Source organism: Pluralibacter sp., assembly GCF_019237635.1.
Lineage (GTDB): Bacteria > Pseudomonadota > Gammaproteobacteria > Enterobacterales > Enterobacteriaceae > Enterobacter_B.
The window spans coordinates 1-23,265 of record NZ_JAFAGS010000014.1 but is presented as its reverse complement, the minus strand read 5'-3'; the positions used below and the strand labels follow the sequence as shown (position 1 = coordinate 23,265).

General features: G+C 55.6%; 25 protein-coding genes. 8 read left to right on the top strand and 17 right to left on the bottom strand.

Features of this window, described 5'->3' with window-relative positions; all coding sequences use genetic code 11:
* The first annotated feature begins 11 nt into the window (after positions 1–11).
* Complete coding sequence (gene fdxH / locus JO226_RS01815; protein WP_293481889.1) at positions 12–899, top strand: formate dehydrogenase subunit beta; 888 nt, start codon at positions 12–14, stop codon at positions 897–899.
* Positions 892–1,548 (top strand): formate dehydrogenase-N subunit gamma, encoded by a 657-nt coding sequence (fdnI, locus tag JO226_RS01810; RefSeq protein WP_293481903.1) that lies wholly within the window; start codon positions 892–894, stop codon positions 1,546–1,548. The genes fdxH and fdnI overlap by 8 nt, the downstream gene beginning before the upstream one ends.
* A 79-nt stretch (positions 1,549–1,627) precedes the next feature.
* On the opposite strand, the gene JO226_RS01805 is transcribed toward fdnI, so the two are convergent.
* The 8 genes from JO226_RS01805 to sra form a co-directional block, all read right to left on the bottom strand.
* Positions 1,628–1,885 carry a CcdB family protein gene (locus JO226_RS01805; protein ID WP_293481887.1) on the bottom strand — a complete coding sequence of 86 codons (258 nt, stop codon included), beginning with the start codon at positions 1,883–1,885 and terminating at the stop codon, positions 1,628–1,630.
* Between the two features lie 63 nt (positions 1,886–1,948).
* Positions 1,949–2,140 carry a hypothetical protein gene (locus JO226_RS01800; RefSeq protein ID WP_293481885.1) on the bottom strand — a complete coding sequence of 64 codons (192 nt, stop codon included), beginning with the start codon at positions 2,138–2,140 and terminating at the stop codon, positions 1,949–1,951.
* Positions 2,141–2,319: 179 nt separating this feature from the next.
* Positions 2,320–3,138 (bottom strand): polyphosphate kinase 2, encoded by an 819-nt coding sequence (gene ppk2 / locus JO226_RS01795; RefSeq protein WP_293481883.1) that lies wholly within the window; start codon positions 3,136–3,138, stop codon positions 2,320–2,322.
* Between the two features lie 142 nt (positions 3,139–3,280).
* Complete coding sequence (gene adhP / locus JO226_RS01790) at positions 3,281–4,291, bottom strand: alcohol dehydrogenase AdhP (RefSeq protein WP_293481881.1); 1,011 nt, start codon at positions 4,289–4,291, stop codon at positions 3,281–3,283.
* A gap of 268 nt (positions 4,292–4,559) precedes the next feature.
* Complete coding sequence (locus tag JO226_RS01785; protein ID WP_293481879.1) at positions 4,560–6,281, bottom strand: ABC-F family ATP-binding cassette domain-containing protein; 1,722 nt, start codon at positions 6,279–6,281, stop codon at positions 4,560–4,562.
* Between the two features lie 313 nt (positions 6,282–6,594).
* Positions 6,595–8,292 carry an NAD-dependent malic enzyme gene (locus JO226_RS01780; protein WP_293481877.1) on the bottom strand — a complete coding sequence of 566 codons (1,698 nt, stop codon included), beginning with the start codon at positions 8,290–8,292 and terminating at the stop codon, positions 6,595–6,597.
* Between the two features lie 602 nt (positions 8,293–8,894).
* Positions 8,895–9,167 carry a hypothetical protein gene (locus tag JO226_RS01775; RefSeq protein WP_293481875.1) on the bottom strand — a complete coding sequence of 91 codons (273 nt, stop codon included), beginning with the start codon at positions 9,165–9,167 and terminating at the stop codon, positions 8,895–8,897.
* A gap of 220 nt (positions 9,168–9,387) precedes the next feature.
* A complete protein-coding gene (gene sra / locus JO226_RS01770; RefSeq protein WP_293481873.1) occupies positions 9,388–9,525 on the bottom strand; it encodes a stationary-phase-induced ribosome-associated protein in 138 nt (45 codons plus the stop codon).
* A gap of 314 nt (positions 9,526–9,839) precedes the next feature.
* Between sra and JO226_RS01765 the strand changes: the two genes are divergently transcribed.
* Entirely contained in the window at positions 9,840–10,271 is a 432-nt protein-coding gene (locus JO226_RS01765; protein ID WP_293481901.1) for an OsmC family protein, read from the top strand.
* Between the two features lie 232 nt (positions 10,272–10,503).
* On the opposite strand, the gene JO226_RS01760 is transcribed toward JO226_RS01765, so the two are convergent.
* The gene (locus tag JO226_RS01760) at positions 10,504–11,754 is read right to left on the bottom strand and encodes an MFS transporter (RefSeq protein ID WP_293481871.1); all 1,251 of its coding nucleotides are present in this window, start codon (positions 11,752–11,754) and stop codon (positions 10,504–10,506) included.
* A 118-nt stretch (positions 11,755–11,872) separates the two neighbouring features.
* On the opposite strand from JO226_RS01760, the gene JO226_RS01755 reads away from it, so the two are divergent.
* The 3 genes from JO226_RS01755 (at position 11,873) to bioD (ending at position 14,940) form a co-directional block, all read left to right on the top strand.
* Positions 11,873–12,787 carry a LysR family transcriptional regulator gene (locus JO226_RS01755; protein WP_293481869.1) on the top strand — a complete coding sequence of 305 codons (915 nt, stop codon included), beginning with the start codon at positions 11,873–11,875 and terminating at the stop codon, positions 12,785–12,787.
* Between the two features lie 109 nt (positions 12,788–12,896).
* The gene (mlc, locus tag JO226_RS01750; RefSeq protein ID WP_293481867.1) at positions 12,897–14,117 is read left to right on the top strand and encodes a sugar metabolism global transcriptional regulator Mlc; all 1,221 of its coding nucleotides are present in this window, start codon (positions 12,897–12,899) and stop codon (positions 14,115–14,117) included.
* 127 nt (positions 14,118–14,244) lie between these two features.
* Entirely contained in the window at positions 14,245–14,940 is a 696-nt protein-coding gene (gene bioD, locus JO226_RS01745) for a dethiobiotin synthase (RefSeq protein ID WP_293481865.1), read from the top strand.
* Here bioD and clcB read toward each other — a convergent pair.
* From clcB to JO226_RS01725, 4 genes are all read right to left on the bottom strand, one after another.
* Positions 14,893–16,188 carry a voltage-gated ClC-type chloride channel ClcB gene (gene clcB, locus JO226_RS01740; RefSeq protein ID WP_293481863.1) on the bottom strand — a complete coding sequence of 432 codons (1,296 nt, stop codon included), beginning with the start codon at positions 16,186–16,188 and terminating at the stop codon, positions 14,893–14,895. The genes bioD and clcB overlap by 48 nt on opposite strands.
* 151 nt (positions 16,189–16,339) lie before the next feature.
* Positions 16,340–16,954: a Tat proofreading chaperone DmsD gene (dmsD, locus tag JO226_RS01735; RefSeq protein WP_293481861.1), complete on the bottom strand. Its 615-nt coding sequence runs from the start codon at positions 16,952–16,954 to the stop codon at positions 16,340–16,342.
* A gap of 62 nt (positions 16,955–17,016) precedes the next feature.
* Positions 17,017–19,452: a selenate/tellurate reductase subunit YnfE gene (gene ynfE, locus JO226_RS01730; RefSeq protein ID WP_293481859.1), complete on the bottom strand. Its 2,436-nt coding sequence runs from the start codon at positions 19,450–19,452 to the stop codon at positions 17,017–17,019.
* Between the two features lie 127 nt (positions 19,453–19,579).
* The gene (locus tag JO226_RS01725) at positions 19,580–19,834 is read right to left on the bottom strand and encodes a DUF1161 domain-containing protein (RefSeq protein ID WP_293481857.1); all 255 of its coding nucleotides are present in this window, start codon (positions 19,832–19,834) and stop codon (positions 19,580–19,582) included.
* A 116-nt stretch (positions 19,835–19,950) separates the two neighbouring features.
* Between JO226_RS01725 and JO226_RS01720 the strand changes: the two genes are divergently transcribed.
* Entirely contained in the window at positions 19,951–20,661 is a 711-nt protein-coding gene (locus JO226_RS01720; RefSeq protein WP_293481855.1) for a YnfC family lipoprotein, read from the top strand.
* Here JO226_RS01720 and speG read toward each other — a convergent pair.
* From speG to JO226_RS01705, 3 genes are all read right to left on the bottom strand, one after another.
* Positions 20,655–21,215, bottom strand: a complete 561-nt coding sequence (gene speG / locus JO226_RS01715; protein WP_293481853.1) for a spermidine N1-acetyltransferase — start codon at positions 21,213–21,215, stop codon at positions 20,655–20,657. The two genes, JO226_RS01720 and speG, sit on opposite strands and share 7 nt — an antisense overlap.
* Before the next feature lie 56 nt (positions 21,216–21,271).
* Entirely contained in the window at positions 21,272–21,613 is a 342-nt protein-coding gene (locus JO226_RS01710; RefSeq protein WP_293481851.1) for a DUF1283 family protein, read from the bottom strand.
* Between the two features lie 144 nt (positions 21,614–21,757).
* Positions 21,758–21,973 carry a hypothetical protein gene (locus JO226_RS01705; RefSeq protein WP_293481849.1) on the bottom strand — a complete coding sequence of 72 codons (216 nt, stop codon included), beginning with the start codon at positions 21,971–21,973 and terminating at the stop codon, positions 21,758–21,760.
* A 107-nt stretch (positions 21,974–22,080) separates the two neighbouring features.
* On the opposite strand from JO226_RS01705, the gene JO226_RS01700 reads away from it, so the two are divergent.
* On the top strand, positions 22,081–22,407 hold the full coding sequence (locus JO226_RS01700) for a YnfA family protein (protein WP_293481899.1): 327 nt from the start codon (positions 22,081–22,083) through the stop codon (positions 22,405–22,407).
* 25 nt (positions 22,408–22,432) lie between these two features.
* Here JO226_RS01700 and JO226_RS01695 read toward each other — a convergent pair.
* Positions 22,433–23,265, bottom strand: an 833-nt coding sequence (locus JO226_RS01695) for an AAA-associated domain-containing protein (RefSeq protein ID WP_293481847.1), incomplete at its 5' end; no start/stop codon positions are given.

The following is a 23,265-nucleotide window of genomic DNA, read 5'->3' as shown; positions in this document are numbered from 1 at the left end:
GGAGCGATGAAATGGCGATGGAAACACAAGACATTATTAAGCGCTCCGCGACCAATCCGATAACCCCCGCGCCGCGTGCGCGGGATGACAAGGCGGAAGTCGCCAAGCTTATCGATGTCTCCTCCTGTGTGGGCTGCAAAGCCTGCCAGGTGGCCTGCTCTGAGTGGAATGATATCCGCGACGAGGTGGGACACTGCGTTGGAGTTTACGATAATCCGGCGGATTTGAGCGCCAAATCCTGGACGGTGATGCGTTTTAGCGAAACCTGTCAGAACGGCAGGCTGGAGTGGTTGATTCGTAAAGACGGTTGTATGCACTGCGACGATCCAGGATGCCTGAAGGCGTGTCCCTCTGCCGGAGCGATTATTCAGTATGCCAATGGGATCGTCGATTTCCAGCAGGACAACTGTATCGGCTGCGGCTACTGCATCGCCGGGTGCCCGTTTAATATTCCGCGCCTCAATAAAGAGGATAACCGGGTCTATAAGTGCACCCTGTGCGTGGATCGCGTCAGCGTCGGGCAGGAGCCTGCCTGCGTAAAAACCTGCCCGACAGGCGCCATTCATTTTGGCACCAAAAAGGAGATGCTGGAGGTGGCGCAGGCGCGCGTGGATAAGCTGAAAGCGCGCGGCTATGAAAATGCGGGTATTTATAACCCGCAGGGCGTGGGCGGAACGCACGTGATGTATGTGCTGCACCACAACGACCAGCCAGCGTTGTACCACAACCTGCCGAAGGATCCGGCGATTGATACCTCCATCACTCTGTGGAAAGGGGCGCTGAAGCCGCTGGCCGCCGCCGGATTTATCGCCACCTTTGCCGGGCTGATTTACCACTACATCGGTATCGGGCCGAACAAGGAAGCCGATGATGACGAGGAGGATAAGCATGATGAATAAATCGAAAATGATCGTACGTACGACGTTTATCGACCGGGCTTGCCACTGGACGGTGGTGATCTGCTTCTTCCTGGTGGCGCTGTCGGGAATTGCGTTTTTCTTCCCAACGCTACAGTGGCTGACGGAAACCTTCGGTACGCCGCAGATGGGGCGTATTTTGCACCCATTTTTCGGCGTGGTGATTTTTATCGCGCTGATGGTGATGTTCGTCCGCTTCGTACACCACAATATCCCGGATAAACAGGATATTCCGTGGTTGAAGGGCATTGTCGACGTGCTGAAGGGTAACGAGCACAAAGTGGCGCGCGTTGGCAAATACAATGCCGGGCAAAAAATGATGTTCTGGACCATCATGAGCATGATTTTTGTGCTGCTGATGACTGGCGTCATTATCTGGCGGCCCTGGTTTGCCCCGTACTTTCCGATTCAGGTCATTCGCTACAGTCTGCTGATTCACGCGACCTCGGCCATCATTTTGATCCACGCCATTCTTATCCATATGTATATGGCGTTCTGGGTGAAAGGGTCGATCAAGGGGATGGTTGAAGGGAAGGTGAGCCGTCGCTGGGCGAAGAAGCATCACCCGCGCTGGTACCGTGACGTCGAACGTCTGGAGGCGAAGAAAGAGAGTACTGAAGGGATCCGCTAACGGTCTGTCTGGCATGGCGCTACGGCGTAGCGCCATACTCTGAGTCCACCGGATTTGACAGGTGGTAACACCGGGCAATTCAAATGTTGGTCACGAGGGCATCAATCGCACCAATGACGCGGGAACGTGCATTTCTCAGATTACATACAAAATATTGACTACTTAATCTCTTCTTATCGACGGATGTTATTCCCGGTGTAAACAGGAATAACTTTTGGAAATCTATTACAATCAGCGGCGTTATTGGATGATAATAACCCGCCAGTGAACGCTGGTAGCTGAGTGGTGCAATGAGTCGAGTGGATAAGTCGTTGTAATAATCATGCTGGATAACCATGAGATAGGGCTGCTGTACTGGTCCTTACTGATGGGTTACGGTAAAGATCAAACTGACGACACATTAAATTCCTCCGAAAAATGGATCGTCGGATAACAGCTCTGTTTTTGCAATGAACTCATTCATTACATGTATAAATTCTTTATCATACTGGCGCTGATCCTCACGCTGCTCTGGTGTGAGCGCTGAGTGTTTTACCCCTGGCGTACTGCACGGTTGCGCGTCATGGTTGTTCGTCGTCGTTGATTTCATCATACCCTCCAGTGTTAGAGAGGACATTATCATCCTGCAAAACTAAAAAACAATATGCTTTTTTTTATGTCTTGTTATTTGCGGCGATGGTTCTAAATAAAAACAAACAACATGAAAATTTAACAATGATTTGTGAGACGCGTTCCTTTTTTATCGCTAAGTAAAACCGGGGTTCCCCCCGGTTAAAAAAGCTCAGGAATAAAGCGGAAAGGGTAATCGACAAGTTTAATTTTACCGATTTTCCGTTTTGGCAATTTCACCGGGTCCATCGGTATGTCTTTATAGGGGATATGTGAGAGCAGGTGCGAAATAATATTCAGCCGAACGCGCTTTTTATCCTCGGAACGGGCGACGAACCAGGGCGCCCAGGCGGTGTCGGTGGCTGCGAACATGGCGTCGCGCGCTTGGGTGTATTCATCCCACAGATTGAACGATTTGATGTCCATCGGCGACAGCTTCCAGATCTTCCTGCCATCATCGATGCGGTCACGCAGGCGACGCTCCTGCTCTTTTGGGGTAACTTCAAGCCAGTATTTGAGCAGGATAATGCCGGATTCCACCATCGAACGTTCAACGAGCGGCGTGCCGTCGAGAAATTTCTCGACCTGTTCATCGGTACAAAATCCCATCACCCGTTCAACACCCGCACGGTTGTACCAGCTGCGATCGAAAATCACGATTTCACCCGCCGCAGGCAAATGACGGATATAGCGCTGGAGATAAAGTTGACTCTTTTCGCGCTCCGTCGGTGCGGGAAGGGCGACGACGCGGAATACGCGGGGGCTGACGCGTTCGGTAATCGCTTTGATGGTTCCGCCTTTACCAGCGCCATCACGGCCTTCGAAGACGATACAGACTTTGAGCCCTTTCGCCACAACCCACCGCTGCAGCTTGACCAGTTCCACATGGAGGCGTCGTAGCTCTTTTTCATACGCTTTGGCTTTCATTGTGGGGAGTACAGTCGTGTCTGCGATGACGTTGGTTTTCTTTTTGTTTCCCATGGCTATCTCTTCTTCTGTGGAGGATGTTGGGATTGTTGAGGTAACACTTTGAAGTGTAATCGTGCCGGAACGGAATCGCGAAAATTATGTTGCTGCTTTGTGACCCTCTCCCGGCGCCGGGAGAGGGAAGATGGCCGGAAAATCAGTGACGGAAATCAATCACCATGCGGCCACGGATTTGACCCTGTTGCATCTCTTTGAAGATGGCGTTGATATCGCCCAACGGGCGCAGGGTGACTTTCGGTACGACTTTGCCTTCGGCGGCAAACTGGAACGCTTCGGTCAGATCCTGACGGGTGCCGACCAGCGAGCCGACAACCTGAATACCGTCCAGCACCAGACGAGGGATATCCAGGCTCATGGCCTCCGGCGGCAGGCCGACGGCGACCACCCGACCACCAGCGCGTACGGCATCGACTGCGGAGTTAAATGCCGCTTTCGCCACGGCAGTCACTACCGCCGCATGGGCACCGCCGGTTTTTTCCTGTACCACTTTCGCCGCGTCTTCATTTCGCGAGTTGATGGTCAGGTCAGCGCCCATTTCGGCGGCCAACTGCAACTGAGCGTCGTTAACGTCAATGGCGATGACCTTGGCGTTAAAGACGTTTTTTGCGTACTGCAATGCCAGGTTGCCAAGGCCGCCCAGGCCGTAAATGGCAATCCACTGTCCCGGCTTGATATGGGACATTTTTACCGCTTTATAGGTGGTGACGCCCGCGCAGGTGATGCTGCTTGCCGCGGCGGAATCCAGACCGTCCGGCACCTTTACGGCATAATCCGCGGTGACGATACACTCTTCCGCCATGCCGCCGTCTACGGAATATCCGGCATTTTTAACGGTACGGCAGAGCGTCTCATTGCCGCTGTTGCAGTATTCACAGTGGCCGCATCCTTCGAAGAACCAGGCCACGCTCGCGCGATCGCCCACTTTCAACGAGGTGACGCCTGGACCCACTTCTTGTACGACCCCAATACCTTCATGCCCCAGAATGACCCCGGTTTTATCGCCAAAATCGCCGTTTTTGACGTGGAGGTCGGTGTGGCATACGCCGCAACACTCCATTTTTAACAGCGCTTCGCCGTGTTTCAGCGCACGCAGCGTTTTGTCGGTAACATCAACCTGATGATCTTTTGTGACGACTGCAGCCTTCATTGGTATCTCCTTGTTCATGATGGATTCTGCATAGCAGGTAAGCGCCATAACCACCCGGCGCTGTGGTGTATAGAAAATACGCCATACTCCTTAAGAATTAATGTATTGGCGATGTTATGCAAGGTCACTGCAACATAATGTAATAATTTATTGGCAGTTTTGTGCGGTGGGTTACGCCGTGAAACATAAGAAAAGTTAAAGATTTTAAAAGGTGTAGTTTAAGCGGGGAATACAAAACAGGCGCCATGAGGGCGCCTGTTTGGCAGGGTTATTGCTGTTCGAGCCGGGCGTTAAGGGCGTCTATTTCCTTACGCCACTGCGCCTGTAGCTGCGGTTTCTGATGTTTCGGTTTACGCGCCAGATCGTCTGCCAGCCGCGATTCAAGGGCCACCAGCGTCTCCAGGAGATCCTCGGGATCGCCGGTGGGGGCTGGTCGTTCCCCGACACATCCGGGCGTGGCGGCAACACGGTCAGCACCGTCTCGCAGGCGCTCCCAGGCCGCATCCGCATCATGCCACTCCTCCAGTTGACCATTATCGATTAACCAGAAGCGGTTACAGCTTTGCGCCATCAGATGGCGGTCATGGCTCACCAGCAGGACGCCGCCGGAAAACGCGCGCAGCGTCTGCGCCAGCGCCTCTTTCCCTTCTATATCGAGGTGGTTGGTCGGTTCATCCAGCATCAGCAGGCTGTAGCGCGCGAGCGTCAACCCGACGAACAGCAACCTTGAGCGCTCGCCGCCGCTCAGTGAATCTACCCGCTGGCTGTGTCGACTCCACGGGAAACCTGCGCTGATCAGCGCCATTTTGCGTTCTTCCGGCGCGGGCGCGAACGGGAACAGGGCGTCAAACAGCGTGGCGTCATCGGCCAACTGGCGCAGCGTCTGATCGTAATAGCCGATGTCCACCCGCGGGTGGATTTTCAACGCCGGGTCGGACTGCGCCTTCCTGACGTTCTGCCAGATAAGCCGCAGCAGCGAGGATTTCCCGCAGCCGTTACGGCCGATCAACGCTACGCGATCGCCGGATTTCAGCCGAGCCACTCCGGTGGTGAACAGCGCCGGTAAGCCCGGCGCGGGCGCCACCGCGAGGTTCTCCATTTCCAGCAGCCGGTCGGCCTGTAGCGCGTCGCCGCGCAGTATCAGCTGCCACTGGCTGCCAGTGGTCACGTCAGTCTGGTTTTCCGTAAGCCGCTCGACCTGTTTTTCCATCTGTTTGGCTTTTCGGGCAAGTCCTTCGTTATCGTAGACTTTACCCCAGGTGGCCAACTGCCTGGCGCTGGCGGTAATGCGGTCTATCTCTTTCTGCTCGGCTTTAAACCGCAGCGCATCGCTCTCGTCCTGTGCCGCCAGCGCCTGGCGAGCGGCGCTACAGGGCAGAGAAAATGCGTGCAGACGACGATCGCGCAGGATAAGACTCGTATTGGTGACGTGGTCCAGTAGCTGCTGGTCGTGGGATACCAGAATAAAGCTTCCGTTCCAGCCTTTGAGGAAACGCTCCAGCCATAGCAGCGTGGGCAGATCAAGGTGGTTGCCTGGCTCATCCAACAGCAGCAGATCCGGTTGGCGGATAAGCGTTCGCGCCAGCAGTAGACGCGTGTGCTGACCACCGCTCAGCGTTGCCGCCGTCAGCGCGGTTTCTTCCGGGCGAAAACCCATTTCCGCCAGTAAGGCTTCGGCGCGCCAGCGCTGAAGCTCGCGCTCCTGAGAGGGCAACTGTGCCAGCACAGTCGTCAGTAGCGTTAATTCGCTGAGGTGTTCCGGCAAATGCTGTTCCACGCGGCCCAACTGGCAGTGACGGGCAAGGGAAACGGCGCCCGTCGAGGGGGACAGCGTGCCGTCCAGCAATTTCAGCAGGGTGCTTTTGCCGCAGCCGTTGTAGCCAATCAGCCCGACGCGGTCGCCTTTTTTCAGGGTAAAAGAGAGAGAGGAAAATAACGGACCAAAAGCCGTTTCCATGCACAGCGCTTGTGCAGTCAGTAATGTGCTCATGTGAACTTACTCAAGTGTTACAGGCAGAAATATGCCTCGTCAAATTTCGCTGACGATAACCTGATAAGCCCGAGAGAAGGGGTTATGGGTGGGGTTCTTCGCTCAAGCCACCGTTATCGCAGCACGATATCGATAACGCTTGAGCAGAGGCGATCACCCAATGTATGTGAAACATCAAACATTTCACAGTACAGCATGGGATCCTCCTTATATATTCATCAAGTTAATGGGTGAGGCGAGTGTAGCGGGGAAAAGGGGCATTGACCAGTCGCAGGGAACAGGACCTACGAAGAAACGTAGGTCCTGATGAACATCAGACGGAGGTACGGCGGTAGTTGCGGTATTCCGGCAACCAGAAGTTGTCGTCAATCGCCTGCTGCAGCGCATCGGCGGAGGTGTTCATCGCGACACCCTGCTGCTGCGCCATTCTGCCGACCGCGAAAGCAATCGCGCGGGAGACTTTATGGATGTCTTTAAGCGCTGGCAGCACCAGACCTTCGCCGTTGTTCACCAACGGTGAGTGTTTGGCAAGCGTTTCGCTCGCAGACATCAGCATCTCGTCGGTGATCCGCGAGGCGCCAGCGGCGATCACGCCAAGCCCGATGCCCGGGAAAATATAGGAGTTGTTGCACTGGGCGATGGGGTACGTCTGGTCTTTCCACACCACCGGGTCGAACGGGCTGCCGGTCGCGACCAGCGCATGGCCTTCGGTCCAGGCGATGATATCCTGCGGCGTCGCTTCCACGCGGGAGGTCGGGTTGGACAGCGGCATGACGATCGGCCGCGGACAGTGCTTGTGCATTTCGCGGATGATCTCTTCGGTGAAGAGACCGGTCTGACCGGAAACGCCAATCAGGATATCCGGCTTAACGTTGCGCACGACATCCAGCAGAGAAAGAACGTCTTCACGGGTGTCCCAGTGCTCCAGGCCGTCGCGCTTTTGCACCAGTTTGCTCTGGAACGGCAGCAGGTTTGGCATCTGGTCGGTGAGCAGACCGAAGCGATCGACCATAAAGATGCGAGAGCGCGCCAGCTCTTCGCTCAGCCCTTCGCGCTGGGTCTGCGCGATGATCTGCTCGGCGATACCGCACCCGGCGGAGCCTGCGCCCAGGAAAACGATTTTCTGGTCGCACAGCTGGCTGCCTGCCGCGCGGCTGGCGGCGATCAGCGTGCCGACGGTGACGGCGGCGGTGCCCTGAATGTCGTCGTTGAACGAGCAAATTTCATCGCGATAGCGGTTGAGCAGCGGCATGGCGTTCTTTTGCGCAAAATCTTCAAACTGCAGCAGCACATTCGGCCAGCGGTGTTTTACCACCTGGATAAAGTCATCCACAAACTGGTAATACTCATCGTCGGTGATGCGCGGATGGCGCCAGCCCATGTAAAGTGGGTCGCTAAGCAACTGCTGGTTATTGGTGCCGACATCCAGGACTACCGGCAGGGTATACGCTGGGCTTATCCCGCCGCAAGCGGTGTAGAGGGAGAGCTTGCCGATAGGGATCCCCATTCCGCCGATGCCCTGATCGCCCAGGCCGAGGATACGTTCGCCGTCGGTGACTACGATAACCTTGATGTTATGGTTCGGCACGTTTTGCAGGATGTCGTCCATATTGTGGCGGTTTTCGTAGGAGATAAATACACCGCGAGCGCGGCGGTAGATCTCTGAAAAGCGCTCGCAGGCGGCACCGACGGTTGGGGTGTAAATCACTGGCATCATCTCGTCGAGGTGATTCTCGACCAGACGGTAGAAAAGGGTTTCGTTGGTATCCTGTATGTTGCGCAGGTAGATATGTTTATCAATCTCGGTTTTGAAACCCTGGTACTGGATCCAGGCGCGTTCTGCCTGTTCTTCAATGGTCTCGACCACTTCCGGCAGCAAACCCAGCAGGTTGAAATTGCGGCGCTCTTCGACGCTAAACGCGCTGCCTTTGTTCAGCAGGGGGAATTCCAGCAGGATAGGACCTGCATAGGGGATGTAAAGCGAACGGTTTTTTTTATGGTTAAGTAGCATCTTACTCACTCCTTTGTCATCACTCCCGACCTGCACCGGGTGCAATCTGGCCGGGCGGGTACGGCGGCGGGGCAGAGTATAAAACAAGTGTCAGCAAAAAGGGGCGTCAGAAAGGATGTTAAAGTAAAAAAACAGCATCTTTGTTGTGAAGTAAGTGTTGCATGTGCGGCCAGACGCATACAGCGTGGTAGAGATATTCCGATAATAGCTGTAATAACCCGAACTATTTTAAAATATAAAAACATTATTCATTCAATTTGAATAAATAAGCACATAATGCTTAATGATATTTTATTGTGCTTATTAATATACATCCTGCCTGTAGCGATACAGGGCCAGTAGTAGTTCTTTCCTAATTATTGACTCTAGTAGACTCCTCCCTGGAGTTCGTCCGATTGGCCAGGGAGGTTTTTTTAGTGAAGATGCCAGGCTGTTGTTGATTTATTTTAAAAGAAACTCTGGGTTTAAATAGAGTTATACAATTGCTTAGCATCATCATTAATATAACTACAATAGTATAATGCCACCTCACCCGATGCTGTCGCCGGCATCGGGTATTTTTTTATGGGCGCGGGAGTCACTGGTGTGACTCCCGGTGCTAATTACATGATCTTCATTCCAATAAACTGGTTCATATGCCCGGCGCGCTTGATAAACAGCAAGGCCTCAAGTGTGGCGACGTCCTGCTCCGTTGGGCCAGACTCCAGGCGGTCGTACAGCTGTCCAGGGCTAATGCCGAACAACGGGTAAAGTATATTCGCGAGACGTCTGTACTCTTGTTTTATTTCAGCGCTGGCTTTACCGGATAATGGAAAATTGGAGAGTTCGATTACTCCATTCTGGAATGTGTGATGTTTGTCGAGCGTGCGATCCATCTTATCGTCCTTTGGTGTTGATGAGCGTACCGACCATGCGGCTATCATATTTTAACGTGTTTGCGTATTCCGATTCACTGAAAAATAGCGGCAATATATTTTTTAAAACGATATTTTTTAATAAAATTAATTAATGATTGACAGGTGCTGGCGCGAGATATGTAAGAATAAAGAAAACCCCGCACAGCAAAAGCGGGGTTTGGCATGGCGCGGATAACATTTATGCGCGGCGTTTACGGCCCGTCGCATGAGTATGATTAAGCATTGTTTCTGCGTCGCCTTCGATCAGCATCTTCTTCTGGTTAGACAGCTTGTAGTTTAAGCCAAGGATATGACGTGCCTTGCGGTTCGATTTCATTCTGACTCCTTAATCCTGCTTCTGGTTTCAAGGACTGGCCCGACGGGGCCGGGCGGAATGTAACCCCATAGTGCATCGCTGAATGTTGATGCAGCTATGATACTCGGCCATCTCTGCCGAAATAGCAACGCCAGTACGCCAGATTAAGCGTCTTTACCATTTCATTTCACCTTTGTTGATCTTCGCGCTTAGCGCCAGCGAGCTCTCATCTTTGAGCGTCGGCCACTGTATTTTCAGCAAGGGGGTGACGTCACCTCACCCCTGACCCACGTTCTATACTTTACTTCCCACGGTTAAGCCAAAGAGGTGACATGATGACTATCCACAAGAAAGGACAGGCGCACTGGGAAGGGGATCTCAAACGCGGTAAAGGGACGGTATCCACTGAGAGCGGGGCGCTGAACCAGCAGCCCTACGGCTTTAATACCCGTTTTGAGGGCGTGAAAGGGACGAACCCGGAAGAGCTCATCGGCGCGGCGCACGCCGCCTGCTTTTCGATGGCGCTATCGCTGATGTTGAGCGAGGCGGGCTTTACCGCCACCGCGATCGATACCACCGCGACGGTGTCGCTGGATAAAACCGCGTCAGGTTTTGCAATTACGAAAGTGGCGCTGGAAAGCCGCATTGCGGTACCGGATGTCGATGCCGCAACGTTCGACGGCATAATCCAGAAAGCGAAGGCCGGTTGTCCGGTTTCGCAGGTGCTGAACGCGGAGATTACCCTTGAGTATTGGCTTAACAGTTAGATAGAAATGCCCGCAGATGCGTAATGTCACTCAGTTAAGCAAAGTAATGAATTTTTATTCATTACTTTGCTTTAAAGACCGCCTTTGAAAAAAGGGTGGAACTGTTCCCTCCGGCTTCTTCTCCGCCTGAACGGGATGTGAAGTGAGAGAATCAGCAGGTCATAAGGTGAACGGAATGACCCGCAGAGCTTAACTGACAAGCATTACCGCAGATGCGGGCATTCTCCGTGAGTTAGCGCAGGCGTCGGTGCAGAAAACTGCCTGTCAGCAGGGCGAGAATCAGCATCAGTGCGATAAACCCGCCGACGCCGTTCCAGCCGTAGTTGTGCCAGAATACGCCGCCTGCTGTACCGGCAATGCTGGAACCGAGATAGTAGCTGAACAGATACAACGACGACGCCTGTCCGCGGGCGCGGCGAGCGCGTGGGCCAATCCAACTGCTGGCGACGGAGTGGGAGGCGAAGAACCCTGCCGAGAACAGCAGCATTCCGGCGAAGATGAGCCACAGCGATGAGAACAGCGTCATCAGCAGGCCAAACAACATGACGCCGGTAAACGCGACCATCACCGGACCACGCCCATAGCGCTGCGTCATGGCACCCGCTTTCGGCGAGCTCCAGGTACCGGTGAGGTAGGCGACTGACAGCAGGCCTACCACCGCCTGGCTCAGCGACCACGGCGACATCATCAGGCGATAGCCGATGTAGTTAAACAGCGTGACGAAGGAACCCATCAGCAGGAAACCTTCCAGAAACAGCAGCGGCAGCCCGCGGTCGCGCCAGTGGAGGCGGAAGTTGATCAGCAGCGATTTCGGGCGCAGCGATGTCGCTTTGAAATGGCGCGAGTCGGGCAGAATGCGCCAGAACATCAGCGCGGCGGCCAGCGCAAAGCAGCCGATAACCGCAATCGCGGCGCGCCAGCCGAAGTAATCCGTGATGACCCCGGTGAGGAGGCGTCCGCTCATCCCGCCAATGGAGTTACCGCTGATATAAAGCCCCATCGAAAAGGCGACGAAGCTTGGGTGGATCTCTTCACTCAGGTAGGTCATGCCCACTGCCGCCACGCCGCTCAGCGACAGGCCAATCAGGGCGCGCATGATCAGAATTCCCTGCCAGCTGGTCATCAGGGTCGAGAGCAGGGTGCAGCATGAAGCCAGCAGCAGCGCGGTGACCATCACCTGCTTGCGGCCGATGGCGTCAGAAAGCGGGCCGGTAAACAGCAGCCCGACCGCCAGCAGCACCGTGGAGACGGAAAGCGAAACACTGGCGTTGGCCGGAGACACGCCAAACTCGTTCGACAGTACCGGTAAAATCGGCTGGACGCAGTAGAGCAGCGCAAAGGTCGCCAGACCGGCGGAGAAAAGCGCCAGGGTGACGCGAATAAACTGGGGAGTACCGCGCTGGATAAACAGGCCCGGCTGGGCAGGGCGGGTATCGTTGATCGTGGTTGGCGGAACATTATCAACGGTGGTTGTACGACTCACGGGCAGATCCTTGGTGAAAACAGCGAATAAAGAAGACGACACAGGTCACAGAATCAGAGTAGGAAATTGTAAATATTCTGTCTAATATATTAATAATCTCAAATGATACTTTAAACATATGAATATTGAATTGCGTCATCTGCGCTATTTTGTGGCGGTTGCCCAGGAGCTGCATTTTGGTCGCGCCGCCGCCCGGCTCAACATCTCTCAGCCGCCATTAAGTCAGCAAATTCAAACGCTTGAAAACGAAATTGGCGCAAGGCTACTGGCGCGCACCAACCGGAGCGTCAGCCTCACCGAAGCCGGAAAGCAGTTTCTGGCCGATTGCCAGCAGATCCTGATGCAGGTGGAGGAGAGTGCGGCCCGCGCCGCCAGGCTCCATCAGGGCGAGACCGGCGAGCTGCGCATCGGCTTTACCTCATCCGCGCCGTTTATTAAAGCGGTCTCCGACACGCTGTCGCTGTTTCGCCGCCAACACCCGGATGTGCATATTCAGACGCGGGAGAGCAATACCCGCGAGCAGATAGCACCGCTCAACGAAGGCGCGCTGGATCTTGGTCTGATGCGCAAAACACAACTTCCGGACACGCTCGAATGGCAAATTATCCTGCGCGAGCCGCTGTTGGCGATGATCCATCGCGACCATCCGCTGGCCGCTCAGCAGCAGGTCAGTCTGGCGCAGTTGGTGACGGAGCCGATGGTGTTTTTTGACCCGCAGGTCGGCACCGGGCTGTATGACGATATCCTGGGCCTGCTGCGCCGCTATGGCTCGCCGGTGATCACTCAGGAGGTAGGCGAGGCGATGACGATCATCGGCCTGGTGGCCGCTGGGCTTGGCGTCTCCATCCTTCCTGCATCGTTTAAGCGCGTTCAGCTCAATGAAATGCGCTGGCTGCCGATAATGGAACAGGACGCGGTGTCGGAGATGTGGCTGGTATGGGCAAAACACCACGAAATGAGCCAGTCGGCGACGCGTTTTCGTCAGCAACTGTTGGCCGCTGCGAATGTGCACAATTTTGGCGTAAATGAATGAAATTATGTGCAGCAAATCACAAGGCTAAGCAAAAATTTGACGACGGGTGTTGAAGTGCTTCACCATAGCGCCAAGATTATTTCGAAGCGCGAAAATAAGGGAGTCCGCGGTGGTAGCTGAAAGTCAACCAGGGCACATTGATCAAATTAAGCAGACCAATGCCGGGGCAGTGTATCGCCTTATTGATCAGCTCGGCCCGGTGTCCCGTATTGACCTTTCGCGCCTTGCCCAGCTTGCTCCCGCCAGCATTACGAAAATCGTCCGCGAAATGCTGGAAGCCCACCTGGTTCAGGAAACCGAAATCCAGGAACCGGGCAGTCGCGGTCGCCCGGCGGTCGGATTAATGGTCGAGACCGAGGCCTGGCACTATCTGTCGCTGCGTATCAGCCGGGGAGAAATTAACCTCGCGCTGCGTGACCTCAGCAGCAAGCTGGTGGTTGAAGAGCAGCAGGACCTCCCGCTCCAGTCGCCGCAGCCGTTCCTGGACCGTGTTATACAGCATATCGATGCATTTTTTATTCGCCATCAGCAGAAGCTTGAAAGGCTGACGGCTATCGCTATCACGCTACCGGGCATCATTGATACGGAAAACGGCATCGTTCACCGCATGCCGTTCTATGACGATGTTAAAGAGATGCCCCTTGGTAACGCGCTGGAGTCGCGAACCGGCGTGCCGGTCTACATTCAGCATGACATTAGCGCCTGGACGATGGCCGAAGCGTTGTTCGGCGCCTCTCGCGGCGCGCGGGATGTGATTCAGGTGGTGATTGACCATAACGTCGGCGCAGGCGTTATTACCGATGGTCGCCTGCTGCATGCCGGCAGCAGCAGCCTGGTCGAGATAGGCCATACCCAGGTCGATCCTTATGGTAAGCGCTGCTACTGCGGCAACCACGGCTGTCTGGAAACCATCGCCAGCGTTGAGAGCGTCATGGAGCTTACCCAGGTGCGGATGAAACAGTCGATGAGCTCTATGCTGCATCAGCAGCCGCTGACGGTGGAGTGGCTGTGCCAGGCCGCGCTGCTGGGCGACCTGCTGGCAAAGGACATCATCAGCGGCGTGGGTACCCACGTCGGCCGCATTCTCGCCATTATGGTGAATTTATTTAATCCGCAAAAAATTCTTATTGGTTCGCCATTTAACCAGGCGTCTGAAATCCTGTTTCCCGCCATCAGCGCCTGCATCCATCAGCAATCCTTACCGGCCTACAGTCAACACATTGCGGTGGAGAGCACCCAGTTTCTCAATCGGGGCACGATGACCGGCGCCGCGCTGGTAAAAGATGCGCTCTATAACGGATCGTTGCTCATCAGACTGTTACAGGGTTAACATTTTTTCACTGTTAACTGAAAAATTGCGCTATCTCAATTTTGCCCGTTTAGGCATCACGTAGACTTTCACCACACTGAACTATTACTTTTATTGATATTTCACTTGTGTTGTTGTGGAGTTAGCTATGCTTAAGCGTTTCTTTATTACCGGTACTGATACTTCTGTTGGAAAAACAGTCGTGTCCCGCGCGTTGCTTCAGGCGCTCGCTGCCAGCGGAAAAAGCGTGGCAGGGTACAAGCCTGTCGCTAAGGGCAGCAAAGAAACGCCGGACGGTCTGCGCAATAAAGACGCGCTGGTGCTGCAAAGCGTTTCGACATCGGCCTTGTCTTATGACGAAGTCAATCCGATCGCGCTCAGTGAAGAGGAGAGCAGCGTCGCGCACAGTTGCCCAATCAACTATTCGTTGCTTTCCAACGGGCTGAGCACGCTCAGCGGACGGGTGGATCACGTGGTGGTTGAGGGAACCGGCGGCTGGCGCAGCCTGATGAACGATCTGCGTCCGCTGTCTGAATGGGTCGTGCAGGAACAACTGCCGGTGCTGATGGTGGTGGGGATCCAGGAGGGCTGCATTAACCACGCGTTGCTGACCGCTCAGGCTATCGCCAATGACGGTCTGCCGCTGATTGGTTGGGTGGCGAACCGTATCAATCCGGGGCTGGCGCACTACGCCGAAATCATTGAGGTGCTGAGCAAGAAACTGCCGGGACCGCTGGTCGGCGAGCTGCCGTATCTGCCGCGCGCCGAGCAGCGTGAGCTGAGCCAGTACATCGATTTAGCGATGTTCGGTGACATGCTGACGGTAGATAGAGTCGTGGCGTAGCGTCCTCGACAACACCGACGCCACCACGCAGGACATCAGTAAGCCGGGCAGCAGCGTATACTGCCCGGTCATTTCGCAAATCATCAGCGTTGCCATGATTGGCGCGTGCGTCGTTGCCGCCAGTAGCGTCGCCATCCCCGTCAGCCCCATCAGTATCGCCACCTCGTCGTCGTGCGGCAGCCACAGCCCCCAGAGGCGTGCGAACAGCATCCCGACCGCCATACCGACAAACAGGGTCGGCGTGAAGACGCCGCCGGGTGCGCCGGAGCCGCTGCTGGCCAGCACCGCGAGCAGCTTACAGACAAATACCCCGGCAATGACAGCAAAGACCGGCGGCGTCAGCAGATAGCCCTGCACCACGCTATAGCCGTTGCCCCAGACGGCGGGGGTGAACAACGACAGCAGCCCAACGATAACGCCGCCAAGCGCCAACTGCCACGGCGGGGAGAGTTTGAGGCGCAAAAACAGCGAGTGGCTGACGCTCATACCCCAGACAAACAGCGGACCGCACAACCCGGCCAGCAGACCCGTCGCCAGCATCAATGCGTAGCTAGCGGCGGTCAGCGGCGCATCCATATGGACGTTGTACAGCAGCGCCGGGCCGCCGCTCAGCAGGTTGGTGGTGAGCAGGGCGACCACTGCCGCGACAACCACCGGACCGAGTGAGGCGAGCATCAACGTGCCGAAGAGTATTTCAGCGATAAACAGGCTGCCCGCCAGCGGCGCGTGATAGGCGCTGGCCATCCCCGCGGCAGCGCCGCAAGCTATCCACAGTTTCCATTCGGATTTGGGAGTGAAACGCTGGGAAAACCAGGAGGCTGCCAGTGCGGCCAGCAGGATCATCGCCCCTTCACGACCAATAGCGCTGCCGCTCACAACCACCAGCAAGGACGCCAGCGATTTCACCAGGCTCGCGCCATAGTCGAATTGCCCGTCGCCGGTTTCCAGCGCCTCCATGTAGTCAGTGGGGGCCTGAGGGCGTTGCCGGGTGTAGCGTTGCCAGCCCCAGAGCAGGGTGCCTGCCGCCAACCCTCCGAGCGCCGGAGTCAGAAACCGCCGCCATCCTGGCAGGCTTGCCGCGGCGTTCACCAGGCTGCCGCTATCGTTGCTGAGCAGCAGCCATTCCAGCACCAGCATCGCATGACGAAACAGCGCAACAGCCAGCGCGGCAAGGATACCGAGGATGACCGCAATCAGCAGGCGGCGGAACATGGCGTGAATGTCGGGCCAGGCATGAAGACGTTGCATGAGTTTCAGCGATTAATCAGAGTGATACCGTATTGTGAGTGGAAACCGGTGAGTTGGCAAAAGCGAAAAATGCCGAACAGGGAAAATGTTTAATATGTGACGTTGTCACGTACTATGCAAACCACTGCGCCTGCCCGCAGGCGCAGCAGGATTAACGGAACAGCGTTTTCTTGGCTACCGGGATCAGCAACTGCGACTGCCATTCCTGCAGGGTATGTTGCGTCAGTTGACCCAGTGCCAGATAAAATGGGTGACTGGCGTGCAGTACGAACGTCTGTAAAAAGCGGTTCGCCCATGGCAGAACGTGCCAGGCCATCAGCTGTTGCCAGGCGTCGTCCCGGCTGTTTTCCCGCAGCCAGGCACCGAGCATCAGTAAGGTACCGAAGTGGTCTTCTGGTTCGTTTTGCGCACTGTCAAAGGCGATGCCGTTCTCGCGCATCCACTGACGCAGCGCCAGCGTAGAGTCGCCAAACAGCACGTTTTCCCGGTCCAGCCAGACGGAGCCCCACGGCGGCGCAGGCAGCGCCCACGGTCCGACAAACAGGCGCTGGAAAGCTTCAGGCAGCGTTTCGTCGCAGGGGGCGCGAAAGCGTGCGGCAAGCGCGTCGGCTTCTGGTAGCGCAACCGGCCACTGTTCGGTCCAGGAACCGTCGGTAAACGCGCTGACCAGCGGTGCGGCCTGTTCGCTGTCGGGCGCAAAATAAAACAGGGCGCCCAGAATGCGGGCGGTAAAAGCGAAAGCATCGCCTTGTTGGCGTGTTGTCATAACGTTATTTCCACAAAACGAAGGAGGCGGGCGTTTCCCGTCTCCGGAGTGTAACCATGATCTCAGACCTTCTCAATTTCCACCAGATTGGTGTGCTGGGGGTTGCCTTTCGCCAGCGGAGAGGGGCGGTGTGTCGTCAGTGTGTTGATGCAAGCGCCGTGATCGATACGATCGCCGTTCATGCTGGCGTTGTGCCAGGCGCCCTGGCCCATGGCGCTGACCCCGGGCATGATGCGCGGCGTCACTTTGGCCGGAATACGCAGTTCACCGCGGGCGTTGAAAACGCGCACCATATCACCGTTGGCGATGCCGCGTCTGGCGGCATCTGCCGGGTTTATCCACACCTCCTGTCGGCAGGCGGCCTGCAGTATGTCGACGTTGCCGTAGCTGGAGTGGGTTCGTGCTTTGTAGTGGAAGCCGAACAGCTGTAGCGGATAGTCGCGACGCTGTGGGTCATCCCAACCCTCAAAGGTGGGGGCGTACACCGGCAGCGGACTGATGGTTTCGTCCTTCGCCAGTTGCCAGGTGGCGGCAATATTCGCAAGTCTTGCCGAATAGATCTCAATTTTGCCTGACGGCGTTTTCAACGGGTTGGCGTCAGGGTCATCACGAAACGCTTTGTAGGCGACAAAATGCCCGTTGGGGTCTTTGCGCTTGTAAATGCCCATCGCTTTCAGCGCGTCGTAGGTGGGGAGTTGCGGGTCTTTGGCGGTCATTTTGGCGTACAGATACTGCAGCCACTGTGATTGCGTACGCCCTTCGGTAAATTTCTGATAGACGTCCGGGCCAAGGCGTTTCGCCACTTCGCTCATGATCCAGTAGATAGGTTTACGCTCAAATTTCGGCGCGGTGACCGGTTGCAGGAAAATCAGGTACCCCATGTTGCCTGCGTAATCGTTCGGGATGATGTCCTCCTGCTCAACGGTCATCAGGTCCGGCAAAAGGATATCGGCATACTTCGCCGATGAGGTCATAAAGTTGTCGATCACCACAATCATTTCGCACTGGCTGTCATCCTGCAAAATATCGTGAGTTTTGTTGATGTCGGAGTGCTGGTTGATGATGGTGTTGCCCGCATAGTTCCAGATGAACTTGATGGGGACATCGAGTTTGTCTTTACCGCGTACGCCGTCGCGAGTCGCGGTCATTTCCGGCCCACGGACGATGGCGTCGGTCCAGCTAAAACAAGAGATGCTGGCTTTCACCGGGTTGTTGAGCACCGGCATACGCTCAATGGTGATGGTATAGGTGGATTCACGGGCGCCGCTGTTGCCGCCGCTGATGCCCACATTGCCGGTGAGAATTGGCAGCATGGCGATGGCGCGCGAGGTCAGCTCGCCGTTAGCCTGGCGCTGCGGTCCCCAACCCTGGCAGATATACGCCGGTTTGGCGCTGCCTATCTCCCGCGCCAACTGGATGATTTTGTCTGCCGGTATCCCTGTGATATGCGAGGCCCAGGCGGGCGTTTTGGCGATGCCGTCATCGCCATGGCCGAGAATATAGGCCTTGTAATGACCGTTGGCTGGCGCGCCTTCCGGCAGCGTTTTCTCGTCGTAGCCGATGCAGTACTTATCCAGGAACGGTTGGTCGACGAGATTTTCATCGATCAGCACCCAACTGATGCCTGCGACCAGCGCCGCATCGGTGCCCGGGCGAATGGGCACCCACTCATCTTCACGTCCCGCGGCGGTATCGGTATAACGCGGATCGATAACGATCATTCTGGCATTGGAGCGTTCGCGCGCCTGTTCAAGAAAATACGTAATACCGCCGCCGCTCATGCGGGTTTCCGCCGGGTTGTTGCCGAACATCACCACCAGCTTGCTGTTTTCGATATCAGAGGTGCTGTTGCCGTCGTTCGAACCGTAGGTGTAGGGCATCGCGCAGGCAATTTGCGCCGTACTGTAGGTGCCGTAATGGCTGAGATAACCGCCGTAGCAGTTCATCAGGCGCGCGACCAACGACGCATAGGGCGACGAACGGGTCATGTTGCCGCCGACAATGCCGGAGGAGTAGTTGATGTACACCGCTTCGTTACCGTACTGGCTGACGATGCGTTGCAGGCTGCCGGAAAGCGTATCCAGCGCTTCCTGCCAGCTTATTCGTTCAAATTTGCCTTCGCCGCGTTTGCCGACGCGTTTCATCGGGTAGTTGAGACGTTCGGGATGGTTAATTCTCCGGCGGATTGAGCGTCCGCGCAGGCAGGCGCGAACCTGGTGATCGCCATAGACGTCATCACCGGTATTGTCTGTTTCAACCCAGTACACCTCATTATCCCGGACGTGCAGGCGCAGGGCGCAACGACTGCCGCAGTTTACGGAACAGGCTCCCCAGACAACGCTATCTTGCGACGCGGTCGCCTGCTGGACGGCCGCCGCCGCACTGCGCAGGCTAAAGGGCAGGGAGAGGCTTCCTGCGGCCAGCGCCAGTGAACCGATAGCTGAGGATTTGATCAGAGAACGGCGGCTGATACCGCCGTGGAGTTCGTGTTCAGACATTGTGCACTCCAGCCATGTAAAATGCCCGGCAGATGCCAGGAAAATGATGGAGCGATGTTACTCAGATAGGGGTAGTGAGATATTATCCCTGGTCAAAACAGGGATAATATCTTTCATTTGAAGGTTGTTACTGCTGATCGTTATCGGTGCGGGTATAGATGATCTTGAAGGTATCGTTGGCGCAATGGCCGACAACCTGGGCATCCGCACGGTCAGCCTGATCGTTGGGCACAATCTCCAGTGTAAAACCGGACTCCGGTACGCCGTTACTGATGATTTTCTGCTGAATCTCATCCTTTACCCGCTCACAGGACTCCGGCGCCGCGAGGGCGGGCATAGCGCCTGCCAGCAAAAGGGCTAACAGCCAACGCGTCTTTTTCATAAGCATCTCCTTAGCATTGCCTTTTCGCAGAGTAGAGATAAAAGCATAGCATTAATAGTGTAAATCGCTGTATTTGCTAATATGATTGAGAAAAATCCCCCAGTGAAGGATGGTATGTGAAAAAACGGCTGTTGGTGCTCCCGCTGATGGTGCTGCTGAGTGCGTGCGACAACGCGTCGCCGCCGGTCGCCTATACGCCTGAGATGGCGAGCTTTTCAAATGAGTTTGATTTTGATCCCCTGCGTGGGCCAGTGAAAAGTTTTACCCAGACGCTGGTGAATGAGCAGGGTAAAGAGACCAAGCGGGTCAGCGCGAGGGTGTCTGCGGAAGGCTGCTTTGACCAGATAGAAATGCACGATCTTGAAAACAACACCGGCGCGCTGCTGGTGCTGGATGCGAACTACTATCTTGACGGCAGAACACAGGAAAAACGCATTCTGCTGCAGGGGAAATGCCAGTTGGCGGCATTACCTTCTGCCGGGATCACCTGGGATACTGACGATAACGGCTTTGTGGTGGCTTCTCACAGCAAGACGCTAAAGGTGACCTACCAGTATGACGCCGAAGGTTATCCGTTGGGTAAAACCTCGGTCGTGGACGGTGACACCTTGAGTATCGTCATGACGCCGGGCAACGATGTGCGTAAGAAAATGGATTACACCGCCGTCAGCTCTCTGAACGACAAAGCCCTCGGTAAGGTGACGCAGCGCTGCGAGTATGACAGCCATGACAACCCGGTCAGCTGTAAGCTCGATATGGTGGATGACAGCGTAACGCCAGCGGTCACGCAGCATTACGCCATCAAAAACGACATCGAATACTACTGAGCCGTGGGTTTTAGTATCGCGTGACTGGCGGGACGGTGTTCCGCCAGGTACTGATGCTGGAACAGGCACATGCGGATAGTATTGCGGTACTCGCCGTTGATGAAGAACTCATGGATGAGCTCTCCCTCCACCTGGAACCCCAGCTTGCGATAGATGTGAATCGCTTTCTCGTTGTCCTTATCGACAATCAGATAGAGTTTGTACAGGTTGAGAACGGTAAAACCGTAATCCATCGCCAGCTGTGCGGCTTTCGATGCGAGGCCTTTTCCCTGATGCTCCGGGGAGATGATTATCTGGAATTCCGCGCGGCGGTGAACATGGTTTATTTCGACAAGTTCGACCAACCCGGCTTTTTCGCCATCGCACTCCACCACAAAGCGACGTTCGCTCTGGTCATGGATGTGCTTGTCGTAGAGGTCGGAAAGTTCAACAAACGCCTCGTAGGGTTCTTCAAACCAGTAGCGCATCACGCTGGCGTTGTTATCGAGCTGGTGAACAAAACGGAGATCTTCGCGCTCCAGTGGGCGCAGCTTAACGGTATAAGCGTTGGCCATGGGGACATCCTTATTAGGGGAAATAAGCGGAAAGGGCGTCGTAACGCCCTGTGGGATTAGGGGGCAAGCGGGCGACCGGTACGACGATCCAGACAACGCAGGGTGTTTGGCTCCCAGTACGCGTTGAGGTTGGCGCTTTGCTCGCAGTTGTCGCGAGAGTCAAAGGCCGCGTCGTGCTTATCCCACTCTTTCTCGGCGCGCGTATTGACCTTCTGGCGTAATGCCCGGGTATCGTTCCACTGCTCCTTGTCCATCGCGGCGTTCTGACGACTCTGGGCGCCGTCGCCCGATTCGATAACCAGTTTGCTGGTCTCTGCAGAGGCAGATGCCGTGTACGCGATAGCACCCAGTGTTAGCATTGCCGTCAGGCACAGGCGTTTGCTAAAAGTCACTTTCATTGTTGTTTCCTTTTGGGTGATGAAATACGGTAATCCCACGGCCAGAGTCTACTACAACTCACCGGTACGGCATACCTGGCAAACGGGTATTATTGCCCGCGGAAACTAAACCCGATTTCAACCAACAATGAGGGGCGGCGGGGATCAGCAGGCGCTGCTGAGGGTGGTTTTGTAGATGCGAACGGCTTCGTTGATATCGGTGGTTTTGACTTCGTGCACTTTTTTGCCGTTGATGAAGATATCGTAACCCTGCTGGTTAAAGCGAAACACCAGAGTGACGCCCCGGAATCGGACCACTTTTTCTTTAACGCCAATACCCTGACGTCGCAGCACCACTTTCGCCATTCTGTCGAGACTCACTTCATTTTCCTCCGACATGAGAATACGAATACAAAAAACGATTCTTCACTTTTTAATATTAATTTATCCTTAAGCACCTTGCCCCGGAGAGCGATTTAATTTTGTTCATACTCAAAACGACCCTGCTGTTTTTTGCGACGGCTATCTGCGAAATCCTCGGCTGCTATCTTCCCTGGCTCTGGCTGAAACGGGACGCCAGCGCCTGGCTACTGCTGGTTGCAGGCGTTTCGCTGGCGCTGTTTGTCTGGCTGTTGACGCTGCATCCAGCGGCCAGTGGGCGGGTATATGCCGCCTACGGCGGGGTGTATGTGATGACGGCGCTGTTGTGGCTGCGCTATGTCGATGGCGTTCGCTTAAGTTTCACCGACTGGGCCGGTGCGGCGATTGCGCTGTGCGGCATGCTGATAATCGTGGCCGGTTGGGGACGCGCATAGCGATGGCCGCCTGCCGCTACCTGCGTTAAAACTCCACGTCTTCCAGACTGAAGATTTCCGTCTGGTCGTTATATGAAAATATCTCGGCATAGCGTCCCCAGTTGATGACGGTATCCAGCGTCTCTTTGGCGGCGATATTCGCGAGCGTGTCCTCCAGTTCCTGCTCGAAGCGCACTCTCGGCGCGCGGTGATCGGTGCGCTCGTCCAGAACGTTCTTGATCAGCGCCGCCAGGGGGACGTAGCGTAGCAGGTGGTCGGCAAACATCACCTTACGGGCCTGGGTGTCGGATTCGGCAAATACCCTGGCCTGCGGCGTCAGGAAAATATCCCCTTCGCGGATATCGGCAAAGCCGAGGAACTGCAAAACTTCGGCGATAGGGAACAGATCGTCAACTTCCAGATGCAGGGAGTGCGCAATGTCCGGCATATCCGCACGTCCGTGGTAGGGCGCCGCGGAGAGCGTTTCGATAAGGCCGGCGATCAGGTTGGTGGAAACATGCGGTAGCGCGGCGCCGGGTTTGAGTCCTTTTCTGAGCGGCCCGCTCACCGGGCGCGCGGTCATTCGCGCGTAAACGTCATCGACCAGTTGGCGAAAGGCTGGGGCCAGACGATGACGGGGATGAGGGAAAGGCACTTTGATTTCGGTGACGACCTTGCCGGGATTTGATGACAGCACCAGAATGCGGTCGCACATAAATACCGCCTCTTCGATGTTATGTGTGACGATCAGCACCGATTTAATCGGCATTCTGCTTTCGTTCCACAGGTCGAGCAGGTCGGTACGCAGCGTTTCCGCAGTGAGCACGTCCAGGGCCGAGAAGGGCTCATCCATCAGCAGAAGCGCGGGATCAACCACCA